The sequence below is a fragment of the Bdellovibrio sp. genome (genome assembly GCF_036384735.1).
GTDB lineage: Bacteria > Bdellovibrionota > Bdellovibrionia > Bdellovibrionales > Bdellovibrionaceae > Bdellovibrio.
In genome coordinates, this window is the sequence record NZ_DASVLT010000039.1 from 36,837 (window position 1) to 55,147 (window position 18,311).

The 18,311-nt window shown below is 45.8% G+C and carries 18 protein-coding genes and 1 pseudogene; 16 read left to right on the plus strand and 3 right to left on the minus strand.

Annotation, left to right across the window (positions count from 1 at the left end; genetic code table 11):
• Nucleotides 1-37 precede the first annotated feature (37 nt).
• Complete coding sequence (locus VF412_RS11530) at nt 38-1,492, plus strand: hypothetical protein (protein WP_331339395.1); 1,455 nt, start codon at nt 38-40, stop codon at nt 1,490-1,492.
• Here VF412_RS11530 and VF412_RS11535 read toward each other — a convergent pair whose 3' ends face one another.
• Both VF412_RS11535 and VF412_RS11540 read right to left on the minus strand, forming a co-directional pair.
• Nucleotides 1,493-2,719 carry an aspartate kinase gene (locus VF412_RS11535; RefSeq protein WP_331339396.1) on the minus strand — a complete coding sequence of 409 codons (1,227 nt, stop codon included), beginning with the start codon at nt 2,717-2,719 and terminating at the stop codon, nt 1,493-1,495.
• Nucleotides 2,716-3,675: a lytic transglycosylase domain-containing protein gene (locus tag VF412_RS11540; RefSeq protein ID WP_331339397.1), complete on the minus strand. Its 960-nt coding sequence runs from the start codon at nt 3,673-3,675 to the stop codon at nt 2,716-2,718. The genes VF412_RS11535 and VF412_RS11540 overlap by 4 nt, the downstream gene beginning before the upstream one ends.
• A gap of 221 nt (nt 3,676-3,896) precedes the next feature.
• On the opposite strand from VF412_RS11540, the gene flgF reads away from it, so the two are divergent.
• The 13 genes from flgF (at nt 3,897) to VF412_RS11605 (ending at nt 15,618) form a co-directional block, all read left to right on the plus strand.
• A complete protein-coding gene (gene flgF, locus VF412_RS11545; RefSeq protein ID WP_331339398.1) occupies nt 3,897-4,715 on the plus strand; it encodes a flagellar basal-body rod protein FlgF in 819 nt (272 codons plus the stop codon).
• 134 nt (nt 4,716-4,849) lie between these two features.
• On the plus strand, nt 4,850-5,635 hold the full coding sequence (flgG, locus tag VF412_RS11550) for a flagellar basal-body rod protein FlgG (protein WP_331339399.1): 786 nt from the start codon (nt 4,850-4,852) through the stop codon (nt 5,633-5,635).
• Nucleotides 5,636-5,652: 17 nt separating this feature from the next.
• Entirely contained in the window at nt 5,653-6,582 is a 930-nt protein-coding gene (gene flgA / locus VF412_RS11555) for a flagellar basal body P-ring formation chaperone FlgA (protein ID WP_331339400.1), read from the plus strand.
• Nucleotides 6,579-7,343: a flagellar basal body L-ring protein FlgH gene (locus VF412_RS11560; RefSeq protein WP_331339401.1), complete on the plus strand. Its 765-nt coding sequence runs from the start codon at nt 6,579-6,581 to the stop codon at nt 7,341-7,343. Before flgA ends, VF412_RS11560 begins: the two co-directional genes overlap by 4 nt.
• Nucleotides 7,336-8,346: a flagellar basal body P-ring protein FlgI gene (locus tag VF412_RS11565; protein ID WP_331339402.1), complete on the plus strand. Its 1,011-nt coding sequence runs from the start codon at nt 7,336-7,338 to the stop codon at nt 8,344-8,346. The genes VF412_RS11560 and VF412_RS11565 overlap by 8 nt, the downstream gene beginning before the upstream one ends.
• Nucleotides 8,347-8,756: 410 nt before the next feature.
• The gene (locus VF412_RS11570; protein ID WP_331339403.1) at nt 8,757-9,770 is read left to right on the plus strand and encodes a rod-binding protein; all 1,014 of its coding nucleotides are present in this window, start codon (nt 8,757-8,759) and stop codon (nt 9,768-9,770) included.
• An 81-nt stretch (nt 9,771-9,851) separates the two neighbouring features.
• Nucleotides 9,852-10,184 (plus strand): flagellar biosynthesis anti-sigma factor FlgM, encoded by a 333-nt coding sequence (flgM, locus tag VF412_RS11575; protein ID WP_331339404.1) that lies wholly within the window; start codon nt 9,852-9,854, stop codon nt 10,182-10,184.
• A 138-nt stretch (nt 10,185-10,322) separates the two neighbouring features.
• Nucleotides 10,323-10,841: a flagellar protein FlgN gene (locus VF412_RS11580; RefSeq protein WP_331339405.1), complete on the plus strand. Its 519-nt coding sequence runs from the start codon at nt 10,323-10,325 to the stop codon at nt 10,839-10,841.
• A gap of 44 nt (nt 10,842-10,885) precedes the next feature.
• Complete coding sequence (gene flgK, locus VF412_RS11585) at nt 10,886-12,292, plus strand: flagellar hook-associated protein FlgK (protein ID WP_331339406.1); 1,407 nt, start codon at nt 10,886-10,888, stop codon at nt 12,290-12,292.
• A 71-nt stretch (nt 12,293-12,363) separates the two neighbouring features.
• Nucleotides 12,364-13,446: a flagellar hook-associated protein FlgL gene (gene flgL, locus VF412_RS11590; RefSeq protein ID WP_331339407.1), complete on the plus strand. Its 1,083-nt coding sequence runs from the start codon at nt 12,364-12,366 to the stop codon at nt 13,444-13,446.
• Between the two features lie 60 nt (nt 13,447-13,506).
• Nucleotides 13,507-13,734, plus strand: a complete 228-nt coding sequence (csrA, locus tag VF412_RS11595) for a carbon storage regulator CsrA (protein WP_142695059.1) — start codon at nt 13,507-13,509, stop codon at nt 13,732-13,734.
• A 249-nt stretch (nt 13,735-13,983) separates the two neighbouring features.
• Entirely contained in the window at nt 13,984-14,511 is a 528-nt protein-coding gene (gene fliW, locus VF412_RS11600) for a flagellar assembly protein FliW (RefSeq protein ID WP_331339408.1), read from the plus strand.
• A gap of 126 nt (nt 14,512-14,637) precedes the next feature.
• Nucleotides 14,638-15,618 carry a hypothetical protein gene (locus VF412_RS11605; RefSeq protein WP_331339409.1) on the plus strand — a complete coding sequence of 327 codons (981 nt, stop codon included), beginning with the start codon at nt 14,638-14,640 and terminating at the stop codon, nt 15,616-15,618.
• Here VF412_RS11605 and VF412_RS11610 read toward each other — a convergent pair.
• On the minus strand, nt 15,611-16,834 hold the full coding sequence (locus tag VF412_RS11610) for a DNA recombination protein RmuC (RefSeq protein ID WP_331339410.1): 1,224 nt from the start codon (nt 16,832-16,834) through the stop codon (nt 15,611-15,613). The two genes, VF412_RS11605 and VF412_RS11610, sit on opposite strands and share 8 nt — an antisense overlap.
• Before the next feature lie 95 nt (nt 16,835-16,929).
• Between VF412_RS11610 and menA the strand changes: the two genes are divergently transcribed.
• Entirely contained in the window at nt 16,930-17,808 is an 879-nt protein-coding gene (menA, locus tag VF412_RS11615) for a 1,4-dihydroxy-2-naphthoate octaprenyltransferase (protein ID WP_331339411.1), read from the plus strand.
• Nucleotides 17,805-18,311: pseudogene (locus tag VF412_RS11620) on the plus strand (hypothetical protein); the annotation flags it as partial. The gene menA and the pseudogene VF412_RS11620, both read left to right, overlap by 4 nt.

An 18,311-nucleotide genomic window follows, 5' to 3' on the forward strand; every position in this document is an offset into this window, starting at 1 on the left:
ATTAAGTTTATCGAACTGACTACCGATAAGTCTCGGTATGGGAATGCACCTTTCACTTTGTAGATTCGTTCTAACTTTCTTTGCAATTTTCTATCTTGCAAGCGAAACATTTGCTCAGAATGCAGATCGAAGACCGGCGACGTTCAATGATTGTGTGCAAATGTGTGGAGCGGACTATAATGAATGCTGGGCGCAAAACTGTTCTGGTATGCAGGATTGTCGTCTTCCGACGATTGGGTGTCCGGGCAGCCAACGTTGTATCTCTGATCCAAATCATTCTGGAAAATATTCTTGTGATGGACAAGTTACTACTAACACTGCCTCGAATGTGACTTGTCAGCAACAGATGCAAACGGCAATTCAAAAGTGTGTAGATTCTACGGAAGCGGCTCGTAACTCTTGTGATGACTCTCAAAATACAGGTCTTGCGCAGGCTCAGCAGGCGGCAGTCATTCTTGGTCAACAAGTATCGACGAGTTTAGCCGCAGCTTGTTCTTCAATGGCAAATATCTCGCAGGCTGCGAATGCTGCCACAGCCGCTTATCAAATGAGTTGCTCTTCGAGTGTTGGCACGTGCTCTACTGATTGTTCTGCTGCGATGTCTTTGTATAATTCTACAAAAGGCTGTTCGCCAGATGGAACGGCCACGAATGCAATTACTCAGTTTCAAAGTACGATTAAAGATGAGCAGAAGACCTGTTCTTCATTCAATGTGAAAGCGCAGCAGGCACAGCAGGCGATTAATAACTTTGTGCAGACGACAATGCAGGCGAAAAATTGTGACAGCTTAACCAGCGGCACGTCGTCAGTGACGACGGAGCTTTGCTTACAGAATCCAAGTTTGGTGGGTTGTTCGGCGATCAATATGGATTGTTCAAATCCGACGATGGCTTCGAATAAAGTTTGTGTCTGCTCTAAAAATCCCAATGACCCGACCTGTTTGGCGACCCAAAGTGCAGGGAACATGACGACGAGTGCTTCAACCACGCCTGGAGTTTCTGCAAGCAGCGCTTCGACAGATGGTTTTGGTGGTGATTTGAATGGAACTCCAGAAATTGCCCAAGGCAACATGCCCACGTCAGGAAATGACCCTGGGGTTGATGGTAAACAAGGGGCCGGTGCGGCTCTTGGTGGAAATAGTGCCGGCGATGGTGGTAGTGCTGCAAAAAAAGGTGGCGCTGCTGGGGATCCTGCTGGCGAGGTTGGTGTGAATGCCGGCTTTTATGGCGCTGGGGGTGGTGGATCCTTTGGCGGTGGTAGTGGAGGCGGCGGATCGGGTGATCCTTTAGCTCGTTACGCAATGGCTGCGGGTGCTGCTGGAAAGAAAGATGGCGTGAATCTGCGTCAGTTCCTTCCGGGTGGAAATATGGATCCGCGTGCTCGAGGTCTTGCGGGCATTTCGGGACCTGATGGAATTACGGGGCCTCATTCAGATATTTGGCAAAAAATCCAAAACAGGTATCAGGTCGTCGGACCTTCATTAATGCCTTAATTAAACTTCAGCAGGTGCGACAGTGCGACCTGCATCAACTGCAATAAGCGGGTGAAGAACTTCAATCGCTTTTTTGCGTTCACTTGCATTCACTACAAGAGTCACACTCATCGCGCTCATAATAAGTTTATGAGCTTGAATTTGTGCGGCATCGACTTTTTCTAAAACCTTCTGCGGAATTTCAGGCGAAGTGGCGCCCGTGCAGGTCAAAGTCACTGTGGAAAAGTCTGTTGAGTTCAGAGCAAATTCTTTCTGGGCTTGGATTTCACGCTTTACAGCACCCATGATTTCTTGGGGGCCTGTTAGCAGAATCTCGGTATTGCCTTCAGAAATCTCACAATGTAAAAGCTGCGGGAAGGCGATTTGTTTTGCTTCGAATAAGTCTTGCAACTTCTTTAAAGCCTTTGCCGTGTTCTTCTCTTGCGAATTGATTTTCAAAACTATTTCGTGAGAGTTCAAAGAAAGAGCTTTGCATGACTCAAACATATTCAATCCTTTTTTAACAAGAGTCCCATCGGAAGTTTTATTAGAAGCGGGGCCAATGTACAAAGTCACATCACGAACTTTTGCCAGCTCGACCGAGCGATAGTGAAGAACTTTGGCGCCCCAGAAAGTCATCTCCATCAATTGATCGTAATTCAATTCCTGAAGGGGACGAGCATCTTTTGCAACATTAGGATCTGCAGTAAATACGGCAGGAACGTCTTTTAGAATTTCACAACGTTCTGCCTTGAAGGCTGCCGCCATTGCCACAGCGGAAGTATCAGAGCCACCGCGACCCAGAGTTGTAATTTCCTTCGTGATCGGAGAAACACCTTGGAAGCCAGCAAGAATAACGACTTTATCATTTTGCAAAGCCTCTTCAACACGGAAACCTTTGACGTCTTTGATGAAAGCATTGACATGGGAATCATCTGTGAAAATGCCAGCTTGGCTTCCTGTGAAGCTGATCGCCTGACAACCCAAATCGTTCAGCGCCATACTTACCAGAGACATACTGATACGCTCGCCCACAGTGAGTAACATATCCATTTCGCGACGTTGAGGATGAGAAGAAACTTGGCTTGCCAGATCAATCAGTTGATTTGTCGTCTTGCCCATGGCACTGACAACAACCAGTAAAGAATTTTCTTGAGACTGTTTTGCGATGCGAGCAGAGACCGCTTTGATCTTTTCAGGATCTGCGAGGGTTGCACCACCGTACTTTTGAACAATCAAGGGCTTCATTCAATCGCGACTTTCTGATTCTTAGAATACACATAGTTCGAAACCATACGACCGGCACCCTTTGGCACTCGAATGTAGTGTTTCTCAACCTGTCGAGGAATGTATCCTAAAAACAGCTCCGCGTTCAAATCTTTTAGTGACTTTCGTGTTACACCGAGGAAATCAGCAACATGATCCAAATCTGTTCCGCCCGGGACAAGGACCACTTCATATTCGAGGGGATCCATTTTTTCTAAATCTCTGAAACCATAAAGATTAGGAGCTTTAGAAATCAACATAGCGGCTAAAATCTTTGGAACGTACTCTTGAGTTTCAGGCGGCAGCGCAGAAAGTTTTATGAGCGTCCAGTAATCTTTTGTGCCGAATTTTTTGATCTGACGACGCAGTCCGCTTTCACCCATATTGTAGCTCGCAGCAACGAGATACCAAGAGCCAAACTCTGCATACAAATCTTTCAAATAACGAATCGCCGCACCCGTGCTTTTTTTCAAATCACGACGCTCATCAAGCCACCAATTTTTTTCCAAACCATAGCGAGCACCCGTTGGCTCGATAAATTGCCAAGGTCCCACGGCATCAGCGTGGCTTGTCGCATTCGGAGCAAAACCACTTTCGATCATCACCATGTAAGCAAGATCTAAAGGAAGGCCTGAGTTCTTCAGCTCTTGCTGAATAAAAGGCATGTATTTGTAAGAGCGCTGCAACCAGTTGCGGAACCATTTGTTACCGTTCCCTTGATAGTAGGCGATCCACTTACTGACTTTCTTATTGTAAGTTACTGGTAAGTCGAAAATCAGATTGTCAGAATGAGCGTGTGTTGAACGGGCTGTCAGGGCCTTCAGCTTTTCCTTCAATGAATGCGCATCTTGCGCGGGGGCCATAGCTGTTGGCGCTGTTTCTGCAACAGCACTGAAAGCCAGAAGTGATAATAAAAGAGCGAGGACCCACGTTCTCATAAAGATTATTATGAAGTCGATTCTTTGACACTGTCGACAAGGAACTGACAATAATCCATCCCCATCGACGAAGGTCCTTCGCACGGTCAAATCGCAAAAAACTTGAGTCCATAAATTTTCTTCTGGATAAAGGTCTTGAAAGGAACTCTTTTCCTAGACTGAAGTCGGACCTGTCAAAAGCTGGCACATGCCTTGCTGCTCAACATTTTGAGGGAGAATCAATGAGCGTAAAAGGTGTCTATACAGCACTCAGTGGAGCCATGGCGCAAAGTACAAAGCTAGATACGATCGCCAATAATTTGGCGAACGTGAACACTCCGGCATTTAAACGCGACCAACAGCTCTTTCAAGAATACCTAACTGCCAACGAAAAACCTCCTGAAGTGATTCAAGTGCCGCGTGACGTGGCTTCGATTGAAAGCTTCTACAATATGCAGGGTGGCGACAAAAGCTATGTCGACACAAAAGGAACTTTCACAGATTTCTCTCAAGGTGGCTTGAGACCAACAGGCAACACACTTGATGTGGCGATTGATGGAAAGGGTTTCTTTGAAGTGGCGACTCCAAACGGAGTGCGCTTAACACGTGCCGGAAATTTCACAATGGATGGCAACGGACAATTAGTAACTAAAGAAGGCTTTCCCGTCTTGAAAGCTGGCGGGGACGCTGCGGATCCAGCGGGTCGTGTAATTCGCTTTGATGCTTCAGGCCCGATCACGATCTCTGATAACGGCGACGTTATTCAGGGAAATAACAATTTGGGTAAACTGTCTATGGTCACAGTTGCCAATCCAGATGCTTTGCAAAAACAAGGAAGTTCTTTGTACGGCTTTAAACCGAACATGAATGCTGAAGTGTCTAATGTTAACAATCCAAGTGTGAAGCAAGGATTTTTAGAGACCTCAAACGTGAATATCGTTCAAGAGATGACGGATATGATCTCGACGAATCGTGTTTTCGAAAGTACGCAAAAAGCCATCAGCACTTATGATCAAATGGCAGAGAAGATGGTTAACGTAGTTGGAAAAACCACTCCTTAGTCAGCGGTGGTTGGCAGAGTGCAGGCCAGGATGGCCGTAACTGAAATCGGCGGATGCCGGCAGAGTGTAGGCCGGTAGGCCGTAACTGAAGCAGTGAATAGATTTTAATAAAAAGCACACGGAAGGATTCCTAAATGCTTAAGAGCTTGAATACAGCAGCAACGGGTATGGCGGCCCAACAGACAAATATGGATGTGATCGCCAATAACATCGCCAACGTTTCGACGTCTGGCTTTAAAAAATCTCGCGCTGAATTCGAAGACCTCATGTATCAAACTCAAAAAGAGCCAGGTGCTGCCACTGGTTTGAATGCGTACTCTCCAAACGGTGTGCAAACTGGTTTGGGTGTTAGAACGGCGGCGATTCAAAAAGATTTCACAGGTGGCTCTGCACAGATCACAAAAAATCCATTGGATATCGAAATCGAGGGTGCAGGTTTCTTCCAAGTTCTGACTCCAGATGGCGAGACGGCTTATACTCGCGATGGTTCTTTCAAAAAAGATCCAAGTGGTAAGATTGTCGATAAAAATGGAAATGCCTTACAGCCAGAAATTACAATTCCGCCGAATGTTGCAGGTATCGAAGTGGCACCTTCGGGTGAAGTGCGCACCATTGCGGGTCTGGGTGATCAACCACAAACAATCGGTCAAATCGATGTGGTGAATTTCGTAAATCCAGCGGGCTTAAAAGCTGTGGGTAAAAACTTGTTCACACAAACTTCTTCGAGCGGTCAGGCGATTCAATCTCGTCCTGGCTTGAACGGAACAGGTTACTTGGCGCAAGGTCAACTTGAAGCCAGCAATGTGAATATCGTTGATGAAATGGTGAATATGATCACAGCGCAAAGAGCTTACGAGACCAACTCGAAAGTGATCCAAGCGTCAGATCAAATGCTTCAATCAATCAATAACTTGAAATAATAAATAATAAATAATAAATGATGAATAAATTATTCGTAGCTGTTTTCTTATTAAGCCTTCAAGCCTTCGCAAGACCGGAGATCTCTATTCCATCAACAGTGGAGGTGTCTCAACGTCCTGTATTGCGCTTAAGTGATATCGCCATCGTTCGAGGTGGCGGAGAAGAACTTCTTTCTCAAGTGAACAGTTTGGTTCTGCGCGACGATGCCCGTGAGCTACTTTTGAGCCAGCATTTCGAGTCAAAAGAGATTTTGGCGAAAGTAAAAGCTGAAATGGAAAACAACGAGGCGCTTAAAGCTTTGAATCCAGCTTTCAAGATCCCGCAAACAGTAAAAGTGAACTTTGCTTCAACTCCTATTTCCAAAGAAGAGGTTGAAAGAAAGATGATGAATGTATTGACGGCTCGCTGTGGTGACTGCGAGTACAAGATCAACATTCAGTCGGTTCCGACGCCAAATACGCGTCAATGGGATCTGGATTTCTCGCAATTAACTGCTAAGGGCGGCTTTCTATTGCCATTAAGCGATAGCGGAGCCGGGCAGAGATGGATTTCTGGTCAAATTCACGTTTCCCGATTAACCCCAGTGACAACTCGAATGATCTCACAAGGAGAGAGGGTTTTGTCCAAAGACCTTCGCATGTCCATGGTTGATGTGACGTTTGCGAAGGATGCAGGTCTTCGTTTAGAAGATGTGCAAGGTCAAATTGTCGCTCGCACTCTTCCCGTTGGGAGTCCCGTGTGGACTTCCGATCTCAAACGTGAACCGGCAGCGAAGAAGGGACAGATTGTTAAGGCACTCATTGGTGAGGATGGTTTCGAAATCTCTACCAATGTAGAAGCACAAGACAATGGCTTCGTAGGGGATCTGATTAAAGTAAAAAATCCTGAAACGCAAAAAATCCTCTCTGGGCTAGTGACTGATAAAGGTGTGGTGAAGTTGCAATGATAAACAAACTTTCTTCGGTAATTTTAGTTTTATTAGGATTGGTGTTCTTCACCGGTTGCGCCACTGTTGAGGAATATTTGGCGTCATTTCACAAGCAAGAAAATCCACCGCTTGAGAAAATTGCGGCGTCACCTCGTTATTCTGATTCGCAAAACTTGGGCGTTCCAACAGATCGTCAGTACAAGCGCATGACGAAAAGTCGCATGGAAGAAGAATCTGATTTGGGTAGCAATGCCGGATCAACATGGGTGATGGAAGGCCAAGGAGCTTATCTGTTCTCTCAAAACAAAATGCGCCGTGAGGGTGATTTGTTGAATGTGAAATTGGATGCTCCGGCAATGAAGCAAGTTGAAACAAAAGTTTCTGTTATCAAAAAACTTTTGAAGCAACTTGAAGAGCAAAACAATCCTCCACCACAGCAAGGTGGCGAGTTAAGCAACTCTTTGGCGGCGAACGGGGAAGCAGGGCGTGCACCGGCCGCTGCGGCGCCAGCAGCAAAACCTGACGAGAAAAAAGAGGACGATAAAGAGGGACTTGCTGACGTGCAAGCCATTCCTTCTCGTATCGTCGAGAAATTGCCTGACGGGAACTATCGTGTGAAAGGTCAGCAGCCTTTCATGATTGGAAAACGTGAATACAAAGTCATCTTGACGGGTATGATTCGTCCAGAAGATTTCAATGATGAAGGCGTCACGTCTCAAAAACTTTTGGATCCACAATACGACGTGGTCAGCATCAGAAGGAATAAGAGCAATGAATAAAATTTTAAGCATCATCGTTTTATCAGCTCTGTTCTTGCTTGTTTCTTTTGATCAAGCCAATGCGGCTCGCTTGAAAGACATCGCAAGCATTCGTGGTGTGCGCGAAAATCAGCTGATCGGTTACGGTATCGTTGTTGGCCTTAAAGGTACAGGTGACGGCAAGAATGAATTCATGAGCAAAAGTGTCGTGCGCATGTTTGATAAACTGGGCATGAAATTGGACTCTCCAGAATTTTCGAGCAAGAACGTGGCGGCGGTTATTATCACCGCGACCATGCCTGCGTTTGGCAAATCAGGAAATCCCATCGATGTCACTGTGAGTGCGATCGGCGATGCTTCATCACTTCAAGGTGGAACATTGCTGCAAGCCCCTTTGCGTGCTGCGAACGAACAGGTTTATGCAGTCGCACAGGGTAGCATCTTGATTGGTGGGGACGCCAAAGATCAGCATCCAACTGTGGGTCGTGTGCCAAATGGTGCAATCATTGAACGTGATATGACAGCGGATTTTGCTTCTCGCAAAATGTATCGTCTGACATTGATTAATCCTGATTTCACAACAGCAGCTCGCACGGTTCTTACAATCAACAAAGAATTGGGCGGCCAATATGCATCTGCAAAAGATGCAGGAACAATCGATATTATCACTCCGTTTGCCTATGAGAATCGCGGTGTGGAATTGTTGGCAACAATTGAGGCTATTGATATCAATCCTGATATGAAAGCTCGTGTTGTTATTAACGAGAAAACAGGAACGATTGTTATCGGTGATAAAGTTCGAATTTCAAAAGTTGCGATCTCGCACGGTTCACTGTCAGTGAAAGTGGGTGATGGCAAAAAAGGAACGATCGATGAAAAGGTCGCAGTCCTTGAAAGTGGCGTCAGTGTTGGTGATCTGGTTCAGGCGTTAAACAAATTGGGTGTCACGCCTAAAGACCTGATCACTATACTTCAGTCCATCAAAGCAGCTGGAGCTTTGCACGGGGAACTCGAAGTATTATGAAATTTCTGTTTCATAATGACACGGCATTTAATAAACTAAGTAAGTATGTTTCAGACACATGGAAGTGTTTGAGACGCGGGGAGGGTGAGGAAGAGATCGCGAACCATGGATGGTCAAGAGTAAAAAGTTTCTCGCAGGAAACAGGAGCAATAGGTCAGCAAGGTCACGGAGTGACTAAATTGAGCCGAGGCTTAACTCTAAAGAGTCAAGTGCAGGATGCACAAGATTCTCCGACTCCACTCCCCTTTTTCTTTTCCTCTTTTTTAGCAATGACGGACGCGATGATGAAGGAAGGCAGAGAGTTCTCTGCTCTTCGGACAGTCCTCGCTCTTTTTGGTGTCCGTCTTCGATCACAGTTGATTGCTTCGATGGCTTCTTTCCTTTTTAGTTTTTTTCATATGCTGCGGAACTTGATCAGAGAACTCTCTGCCTTCCTTCATCATCGCTCATTGCTGAATGCGTGGGTGAAAATGGGGAGTGGAGTACTTCTTGGTGTGGTTGGGTTTTGTGGTGTTGCGCGGGCTGAGTTTGTTCAGCTTCATGATGAGAAGCCGGCTTTGAATCAGGCGCAGGTTGCTGGCTCGGCTTCGCCGTCGCGGGCGGACGCTGCTGCTTTGCAGGCCGCTGCGCAGGGGACGGGGAGTGTTGCGCAAGGAGCTGTGCAAAATTCTCAAGCTGCGAATCAGCAAGTAGATCGTTCGAAATTTAAAGCTTTGCCTAGTCGTTTTATGGGGAAGCCTGTTCAGAAAAATGCGGATGAAAAACTTCATGAAGTTTCTGACATGTACGAGAAGCATTTTCTGCGTGAGATGTTGAAAGCAATGCGCTCGACAGTTCATGAAACAGGCTTCATTCAGCAGAATCAGGCTGAGAAGATTTTCCGTGAGCAACTTGATGATCAGTACGTGGATCGTTGGAGTGAAAAAGGTGGCATTGGTCTTTCGAAACTTATCTATGAACAACTCATCGATAAGTTTGGTGTGCAGATGGGAATTAAAAAACCTGTGAGCAAACCACAAGGACCGCTTCCTTTGGATGAAAAAAGTCAGTATACCGCTCATCAGTTTCATCATCCTGGTAAGAAAGAATCATTGTCTTATCGCATAGTGAAGAATGCTCCTCCACATCAAGTCGAAGGCGTTGCTATTCCACAGACGGCCCAAGATAAGGGAGAGGTGAAATCCCCATGGGACGGGGTTTTGCTGGGGATTCGAACTTTGGCAGATAAGCAAACCATGCTGGAAATTGAGCACGACAATGGTCTTAAAAGTCAGGTGGTTTTTAAAGGCGAGCTGACCAAGATTTCGACAGGGGAGAAGATCCAAGCTGGCGAGACCCTTGGGGTTTTAAGTGCTGAAGCAAAATCGCTCTATTGGACCGTGGAAAAAGATAAAGAACCTGGACCAGAAACTGTCTCAGAATGATTTGGTAGAAATGTCTCATTGTGGTACTATGAGAAGAATGAAAAGAGTGTCTTCCGACACTCGAACTAGAGGAGGCTGTCGATGAAAATCACGCATAATAAAATTGGTCAAAATCTGAATCTTACAGATTCTGGCAAAGCCGACAAAGCCACTAACATTGCTCACAAAGCAACGGAAGGTGCGACTTCGGCCAAAGCGGATGCTCTTCAGTCTTCAGGGCTTGGTGATTCTACGAAAGTTGAATTGTCTCCAAAAGCTCAAGAAGCAAAACGCATTAAAGAATTGGCAATGGCTGCTCCAGATGTTGATGAAGCAAAAGTTGCGAAGTTCCGCGAGATGATCGACAAAGGAACTTACAAAGTTGATGCGAAATCTATCGCCGACAAGATGGTCGACGAACATTTAGAATTCTAATCCGGCGGCGGATGCCGGCAGAGCCGAAGCACCGGTGGTGCGTAGGCTGAAGCAGCATTGCTGCTGCGAGTGGCGCAAAGGACTGGAGTCCAAAAGTAGCGCGTGATCAGTAAACCTACTTCACCAAGGATGTTGAAGATGGACACAACAGCAGAAAGAGCATATCAAAAGCTCGAAGCCAATCTGGAAGAACTAACAAAAATTTACCGCGCCCTTCTTGATGTTGTTCGTAAGGAAAAAGAAATCCTTATTAGAGCAGATCGTGAAGCCTTAGAAGAAAACAACACAGTGAAAGAAGAATTGCTTTTCAGATTGAGAGCACAAGATTCGTTGCGCTCTCGTTATGCGATGGACCTTGCGACTGTTGTTGGTGCGGATGTTGAAAATCCACGATTACTGGAGCTTGCTCAGAAAATGGCTGGTCATCCAGGTGCGGATCGTTTGCGCACTCAACACGCAGCTCTTGATATTTTGATTAAACGTATCACTGAAATTAACAAAGAAAATGAAGAGTACACTCAATCTGCTCTTAAAACTCTGAATGGTGCTTTGGATAATATCAAAGAAACTTTGAGCGGAAAGAAAACATACGAGAGAAAAGGCCAATACAAGTCAGGCCCACAAGTTTCAGGTAATTTCGTTAGCAAAGAAGCGTAAGCAACCCCAGATAACTCGCTAGGACGGCGGGCTCAGGAGACAGAATGTCGAAGATTTCGGCAATGATGGACACAGGTAAAAGATCTCTGATGAACTCTCAGACATCTTTGCAAACTGTTGGACACAACATCGCCAATAAATCCACGGAAGGGTACTCTCGCCAGAGGGTAGAACTTCTTTCGAACACTCCTATTGGTGAGGGTGGTCTGCAAATCGGTATGGGTGCCCGTGCCGGTGTCGTGACTCGCGTTAACAACCCTTGGTTAGAAAAACAAATCCAAAAAGAAGGCATGAGCATGGGTTACGAGGATTCTCGTGCCGATGCGATGGGCCGCGTAGAGCAAATCTACAACGAGCAAGCGAATAAAGGTCTCAACCAATACGTCACAGACTTCTTCAACAGCTTCCGTGAACTTTCTAACAATCCAGAAAGTTTGGCATCTCGTACAATGGTGCGTGAGTCTGCAGTGGGTATGGTGAAGGATTTCGGTCGTGTGACAACTCAGCTTCGTGGCGTTCAAGAAGACCTCGATGGTCAAATCCAAACGACAGTAGGCGAGATCAACGAGATCACAAAAGAGATCGCGTCGCTCAATGAAAAAATCCAATCCGTAGAAATTCAAAAAGTTCCTGCCAATGATGAACGTGACCGTCGTGATCTTTTGCTTAAAAAACTAGGCGAGAAAATCGATATCACTTGGGCTGAAGGCAAGGATGGACAAGTGTCTGTCACGGCTGGCAGAACAGCGATCTTGGTCTCTGGCAACTCTTCGTCAGAACTTAAGGCGCAACAAACTGACGTGAACGATCGCATGGAGGTCTTCTTCACGGGAACGGGTGCTCCAGCAAATATCACAGAGCAAATCACAGGCGGTCGTATCGGTGGTGCTTTGGATATCCGTGACCACGTGATCGAAGATCTTTTGGCGAACGCGGACAAGTTGGCCTATACATTAGCGACTGAAGTGAATAAAGCACACATAGAAGGTTTCGATAAAAACGGAAAGCCGGGTGTATTGTTCTTCGAAATGCCGGATCAGGAAAAAGGTGCGGCATCGCAGCTGGCTTTAAATAAAACTGTTTTCAATGACGTTTCTAGAATTGCAGCTGCAGGTCAACCGGATGCTCCGGGTGACAATGCCGTGGCGAACGTGATCTCTGCCTTGCAGTATCGTCAAGTGATGGACGGTGGTACGTCGACAATGGACGACTACTACAATACGCAAGTCGGTCAGATCGGTGCGATGACTCAAAGAGCAGTCAAAGCTCAAGAGTCGCAAAAAAACGTCATGGGTCAGTTACACAACTTGCGTGAAAGTATCAGTGGTGTGTCTCTGGATGAAGAGACAACGAAAATGATCGAGTTCCAAAAAACTTACGATGCCTCTGCAAGATTGATCAAAACTGCCGACGAAATGTTCGACACAGTTTTAAACTTGAAACGTCTATAGGCGGAAACCGGCAGTGCTGAAGCGACGAACGTCGCGTAAGCTGAAGCAACTTAGAAGGAAAAAGATACGCAATGAGAATCGCAGATAAAATGGCCTTTAACCAAGTGAATCAGAATCTGGGCAAGAATCGCGCAGACATGTCTGAATTACAGAATGAGGCTGCGACTCAAAAGCGTATCAATAAACCTTCCGATGATCCTTTGGCGACAGCCCGTGTTCTTGCTGCTCGTACGGAAGAGCACAGCAACTCGCAATTTATTAAAAATATTAATAACGCTAAATCATTCCTCGAGTTCTCGGATCAATCTTTGGGGGAACTTTCTGATATCCTAGTTCGCGCAAAAGAACTTGCAGTCAGCCAGTCGAATGATGCCAGCGGTAATGCTGAAACCCGCAACGTCACAGCTTCCGAGATCGAACAGATCTATAATCAATCCGTGCAAATCGGAAACCGTAAGCTGGGCGAGCGGTATGTATTCGGTGGCTCTAAGACTCAAATGGCTCCGTTCAATCATGCCGGCGAATACTTCGGCAATGACGGGGACATGAAGATTCAAACTCAAAAAGACTCATTCGTTGCCATGAATATTCCGGGCAACCAGGTGTTTTTGGGCCGGGGTTTGGGCCAAGACGGTATCTCGCGTCCACGTTATGAAACTCCGACGACAGTTAAAGATCTTAAAGAGTTCCAGAGCGAGGAAATCCAACGCCAACAGCAAAACCAAGAGGTTGAGCAAAACTTCGTACAAACCCGTGGACCTGCTTCAGATTTGCGTCAAAGCCGCGCCGATAAGCAAGATCCAGTGACGGGCGGTGGTGGGGTTAATATCTTCTCGGTCTTGAAGGGGCTTGAGATTTCTTTGCGCTCCAATGATAAAGAGGGCGTTCAAGAGGCCCTAGACACCCTCGATCAGGCTATTTCCCAAGTGGTTTTGTCTCGTTCAGAGGTTGGGTCCAGAATTATGGCCATCAATAACACCATGGACTCCCTGCAAAAGGCTGTGGTGGACAATAAAACGACGGCGTCACAACTTGAAGATGCCGATGCCTTCCAGGTAATTTCCGATATCAATAAGACCGATGCGACGCTCAAAGCGACTCTCGAAACGTCGGGAAAGCTTATTCAGCCAAGCCTTCTTGACTTTCTGAAATAAAAATAATACCTACAGTTCCGCCAAATTTTACCGATAACGACTGCAGCAAAAGGAGTTGTCATGCTGGTTCTCACACGGAAGTTGGGTGAAAGCATCGCTATCGATGACCACATCAAAATTAGAGTAGTTCAAATCAAGGGTAAGCAGGTCCGTCTCGGCATCGAAGCACCTAAAGATACAAAAATTCACCGCGAGGAAGTCTACGTCGCTATCCAAGAGCAAAACGTTCAGTCTGCTGATGTTTCCGCTGATAAAACACGTAGCGTAGCAAAACTCCTAAAGCCATAACGGCGGAAGCCGGCAGAGCTGGAGTCCCGATAGGGACGCAAGCTGAAGCAACTTAAAGAGCAATATTCGCAAAAAAAGGGGCCCTTAAGCCCCTTTTCCGCTTCTGGAGCCTGAAGCGCTCCGTCAATTCCACTACAATTTAATTGAGTCTCCCTAGATTTAGGTCCAGATTTATATATGAATGCACCGGTTTTGCGTCATTGCGTGTCTAAACTATAGGTGTGTTCTGCTTTCTTAGAGGGGGAACGAATGATCATTTCGACATCGAGATTCGGCCAAGTAGAGCTGAAACAAGAAGATGTTCTGACATTTCCTGAAGGTCTTTTGGGCTTTGCCGACTTAAGAAAATTCGCTCTTCTAGATGATCCAAATGACGAGATCTTTGCTTGGTTGCAAAGTTGTGAAGCTCCACAAATCGCATTCCCTGTTTTGGAGCCAGAGTTGTTTGCTCCTCAATACAAAGCAAGTTTGACGAAGAGTGATCTTGAGGCCTTGAAACTTTCTGGCCAAGATAAAGCTCGTTACTTCTCAATCGTAACTATTCCTGACGATCCAACACAAATGACTGCGAACTTGAAGGCTCCAGTTGTTGTGAACGTTGCTGACAGAATCGCTCGCCAATGTGTGCTTCAAGACAATAACTTGGCAATCCGCGAACCTATCTTCACAAAGCTTCAACAACGTGTTGTTCAAAACCCAGCCGTTGCAATCAAAAATCAGTCCTCTGGTATTGATGTCGCGACGAAGTTGCATGTTGTGAAAGACGCTGAGCTTTAAGAGCTGCTTCAGTCTAAGTCTCTGAGGGGACTGTAGCTCTGTTCTTGGTGCGGACATTAACAAGTTTTAAAAGCCACTTACATCAAGTGGCTTTTTTTATTTCTAGGGCATGCTAACATTTTCATCATGCTTAAGCAGTTTCTGGTCACGACATTGGTGATTCCATTGTGTTTGCAATTTGCAACTCAGCCTGCGATGGCGGCACAGAACTTTCAAGCGCCGGTATTTTACGAAGTGACCTCTGTCGAATCAGCATTGAGTCTTGTAACAGCGGCAACGGGGTCGGATCGGTTTGAGCGTGACACTCGCGAGATTTTTAAGACCTACAAGGTCGACATCAGAAGTCCATTTATCGGCATGCAATTCGATGGCAGTAAAATTCGTTTTGAAGGTTTGTCGGAACCCGTGATCGTTGGCGCCTCACCTTACGAGTTTTCGTATAAAGGCATTACCTACATTTACAATCCGAAAAGATCGACTAAGGCCAACTTCGAAGAAATGCGTAAATCATGGGGACAGTTTAAAGAACTCAATTTCCCTGTGGCTTTCTTTAATCCCTTTATGAACTCTGCCAGAGCCGATGGGGGGCCGTTGTATGCAATGTTGTTCTCGTTTGTTGGCGTTACGGCGGCCCTGGTGACGACAACCGTGGCTGTAGGGAGCTACTTTGGTTACAAGTGGTACAAGAACTCTACCGAGCCTTTAAAGATGGAATGTACGTCTAACAAGATTGTGCAATCCAAAGGTAAGGATCGTTTGGTAATTGAGGCACAAAACGATGGCCATCAGAATTTCTATAGTGAAGTAAACGGCAAAAGAGATCTGCAAGGGGATTTGGAAAAAATCACTTTGCGCGGAAAAGACAGTTACGCCATTACCAATGGCAATGGTGCCGTGAATGATCTACGAACGGCCTCGGCCGTAGAGCTAAATAAAAAATTAATGGCGATGAAAAGCGTCTGTGCAAATTCCGGAGAACTTGAGCGCTTCAATAGCTCGTCTCGCCGTATTCAAGATGGGATCAGCGCTGGGAAAATCAAAGTTGTTCCGCAGTCTTCATCAGAGCCTGCGGCAAAAGACCCTGATGCTTTAAGTGGAATTAGGTAGTTTCTAGTTGAGGCAAAGATTTTTCAGTCTTAGCACCCAAGCGTTTTAAGTCTTCGACTTGGTCGATCAAGTTACCGCGACCCTCAGAAACTTTTTTAATAACTTCTTCATGAGCTTTTTGAGCCGCACCTAATTTCTCTCCCAGATTTTGAAGATCTTTAAGCAAGCCAGCGAATTTTTCATAAAGAAGGCCACCACGTTTTGCGATTTCCAAAGCGTTTTTCTCTTGGCGATCTTGCTTCCATAAAGCTGCGACAGTTCTGAGTGTTGCAAGCAAGGTCGTTGGGCTTACAATTGCGACATTCTTTTCCCAGGCATATTGGAACAAGTCCGGCTTCAACTTAAACGCCAAAGCAAAAGCGGGTTCCAAAGGCATGAACAAGATGACAAAGTCAGGAGACAATAACTTATCAGCCGAGTGATATTTCTTTTCTGATAAGCCATCGATGTGCTTTTTCAAAGACTCGATGTGAAGTTTGCCGAAACGTTCTTGATCTTCAGATGTTTCCGCAGAAGAGTACTGTTCGTAGGCCAGCAAGGTCATTTTCGAGTCGACGATCAAGTGTTTGTCATCTGGAAGATTGACAATGACATCGGGGCGAAGAATTTGTCCGTCTTCGCCACGCAAGTCCAAGTCTGTTCCTTGAACGATGTACTCTTCGCCTTTGCGTAATCCCGAGCGTTCAAGTATGTTTTCAAGAATCAATTCACCCCAATTTCCTTGAGTTTTCACTTCGCCTTTAAGTGCTTTTGTCAAATTTTGTGCGTCGGCTGACATGACCTTGTTCAGCTCCATCAACTTTGTCAATTCGCCGCGAAGAACACCGCGCTCGGATCTTTCCGTAGAGTAAGTTTCTTCCACTTTCTTTTCGAAATCTTTAATGCGCTCTTTCAAAGGTTCGAGGACCGAAGCGATATTTTTGTGATTTTGATCTGTGAATTTTGCGGATTTTTCTTCGAAGATTTTTTGTGCTACAACTTCGAATTGCACGTTCATGCGCTCCGCCAAGGCCTCTTGCTGCTTGCGCGCTTCAGTCATCAAAGTTTTTTGTTCAGAAAGGCTTTGTGTAAGAAGTTCGTTTTTCATTTCCAAAGCCTGGAGCTCGGCTTGCATTTCAGCTTTTTCAGATGCGGAAATGGCTTTGGATCTAAAATAGATCACCAATCCTGCAATCAACGCACCGGCGATAAACGCGAAAATGGTTACAAAATTCATACAGCCTCCGATGACTCTGGCAGAGCCAGAATGTAGTTCCGTTTTTGCCATTAGAAGTGCTTCAGGTCATGGGAAAAACAGTGTATGATGCGCGGATGAGTCAAATTAAAAGTATTATTCTCGCATTTCGCCCAAAAACCCTGACTGCGGCCCTTGTGCCGTGCCTGGCCGGAACCGCTCTGGTCAAAGCGATTGGTCTTTCTTGGGATGGCCACGTTTTATTTTATGCTTTAGCAGCCTCTTTCCTTATCCAAATCGGAACGAACCTTGTGAACGATGCCGTGGATTTTGAAAAGGGTGCGGATACTGAAAAGCGCATTGGTCCTCAGCGCATCACTCAGGCAGGAATTTTATCAGCAAATCAAGTGATGGCTTTAGCCACAATTCTTTTAGGCTTGGCCGTTGTTTGCGGAATTCCCTTAGTGATGAAAGGAGGCATGACCATCGTTGCGATTGGTATTGCTTCTGTCCTGATGGCCTATTGCTACACAGCGGGACCTTTCCCTTTGGCGTATCTTGGAATTGCCGATCTTTTTGTGATTGTGTTCTTTGGTATCCTGGCTGTGATGGGCATCGTTTTCCTGAACACAGGCGAGTGGATGATTGAAGCGCTGATCCTTGGTTTGCAAATCGGCTTTCACGCGACGGCTTTATTAGCCGTAAACAATCTTCGTGACCGTGAAGGTGACAAGCTTGTGAACAAAAAAACTTTGGCTGTTCGTTTCGGTAAAAAATTTGCTCGTTACGAAATCGCTGCAATGGCCTTCTTGCCATTTGTGATGAATCTTTACTGGTGGTTCGAAGGTTATAAAATCGCCGCTCTTGTTTCTTTGTTGGCGTTACCGTTGGCCTTTAAGTTAACCAAAAATGTTTTCACGACCGAGCCGGGGCCTGTTTATAACAAGTTCCTTGGCATGGCCGCAGGCCTTCACTTAGTCTTCGGTCTTTTGATTACTCTAGGATTAGCTTTTTGATTAAACTCAGCTACAGCCCTTATACGCTTAAACCAGTTTCATCCTTGAACGCTGTGAGTTTGCCGACTCCGCGTGAAGGGGTGCTGTTTAAAGTTGAGTGGTCCGATGGTCTTGCAGGCTATGGTGATCTTCAACCATGGCCCGAGCTGGGCGATGCCTCTTTAGAAGAGCAGCTAGCAGGCTTGCGAGCTGGAAAAATCAGTTCACAGATCGAACAAACAATTTGGCTTGCCCGTCGTGATGCTGAAGCTCGCGATAAGAAAAGAAATCTTTTTGATTTCGGAATTCCGGTTAAAAACAATTTCACTCTGACTCATATTGAAGATCTTGAAAATGGTTTGCTTGATGAATTGAAGTCAGAAGGCTTTGACACCATCAAAGTAAAAATCGGTCGAGATCTTCATGATGAAGCGCAGGCTTTAGTGCGAATCGCAGCTGCTGGTTTTAAAATGCGTTTGGATTTTAATGCCTTGGCGAACTGGCAGATCTTTGAACGCTTCATG

Coding starts and splice junctions, on each gene's coding strand:
- VF412_RS11565 (WP_331339402.1), top strand. CDS start 7,336: ATGAATAAAATTTTAAGCATCATCGTTTTATCAGCTCTGTTCTTGCTT.
- VF412_RS11535 (WP_331339396.1), bottom strand. CDS start 2,719: ATGAAGCCCTTGATTGTTCAAAAGTACGGTGGTGCAACCCTCGCAGAT.
- VF412_RS11605 (WP_331339409.1), top strand. CDS start 14,638: ATGCTTAAGCAGTTTCTGGTCACGACATTGGTGATTCCATTGTGTTTG.
- flgL (WP_331339407.1), top strand. CDS start 12,364: ATGAGAATCGCAGATAAAATGGCCTTTAACCAAGTGAATCAGAATCTG.
- VF412_RS11610 (WP_331339410.1), bottom strand. CDS start 16,834: ATGAATTTTGTAACCATTTTCGCGTTTATCGCCGGTGCGTTGATTGCA.
- VF412_RS11530 (WP_331339395.1), top strand. CDS start 38: ATGGGAATGCACCTTTCACTTTGTAGATTCGTTCTAACTTTCTTTGCA.
- flgA (WP_331339400.1), top strand. CDS start 5,653: ATGATGAATAAATTATTCGTAGCTGTTTTCTTATTAAGCCTTCAAGCC.
- flgF (WP_331339398.1), top strand. CDS start 3,897: ATGAGCGTAAAAGGTGTCTATACAGCACTCAGTGGAGCCATGGCGCAA.
- flgG (WP_331339399.1), top strand. CDS start 4,850: ATGCTTAAGAGCTTGAATACAGCAGCAACGGGTATGGCGGCCCAACAG.
- VF412_RS11560 (WP_331339401.1), top strand. CDS start 6,579: ATGATAAACAAACTTTCTTCGGTAATTTTAGTTTTATTAGGATTGGTG.
- menA (WP_331339411.1), top strand. CDS start 16,930: ATGAGTCAAATTAAAAGTATTATTCTCGCATTTCGCCCAAAAACCCTG.
- csrA (WP_142695059.1), top strand. CDS start 13,507: ATGCTGGTTCTCACACGGAAGTTGGGTGAAAGCATCGCTATCGATGAC.
- flgM (WP_331339404.1), top strand. CDS start 9,852: ATGAAAATCACGCATAATAAAATTGGTCAAAATCTGAATCTTACAGAT.
- flgK (WP_331339406.1), top strand. CDS start 10,886: ATGTCGAAGATTTCGGCAATGATGGACACAGGTAAAAGATCTCTGATG.
- VF412_RS11540 (WP_331339397.1), bottom strand. CDS start 3,675: ATGAGAACGTGGGTCCTCGCTCTTTTATTATCACTTCTGGCTTTCAGT.
- VF412_RS11580 (WP_331339405.1), top strand. CDS start 10,323: ATGGACACAACAGCAGAAAGAGCATATCAAAAGCTCGAAGCCAATCTG.
- fliW (WP_331339408.1), top strand. CDS start 13,984: ATGATCATTTCGACATCGAGATTCGGCCAAGTAGAGCTGAAACAAGAA.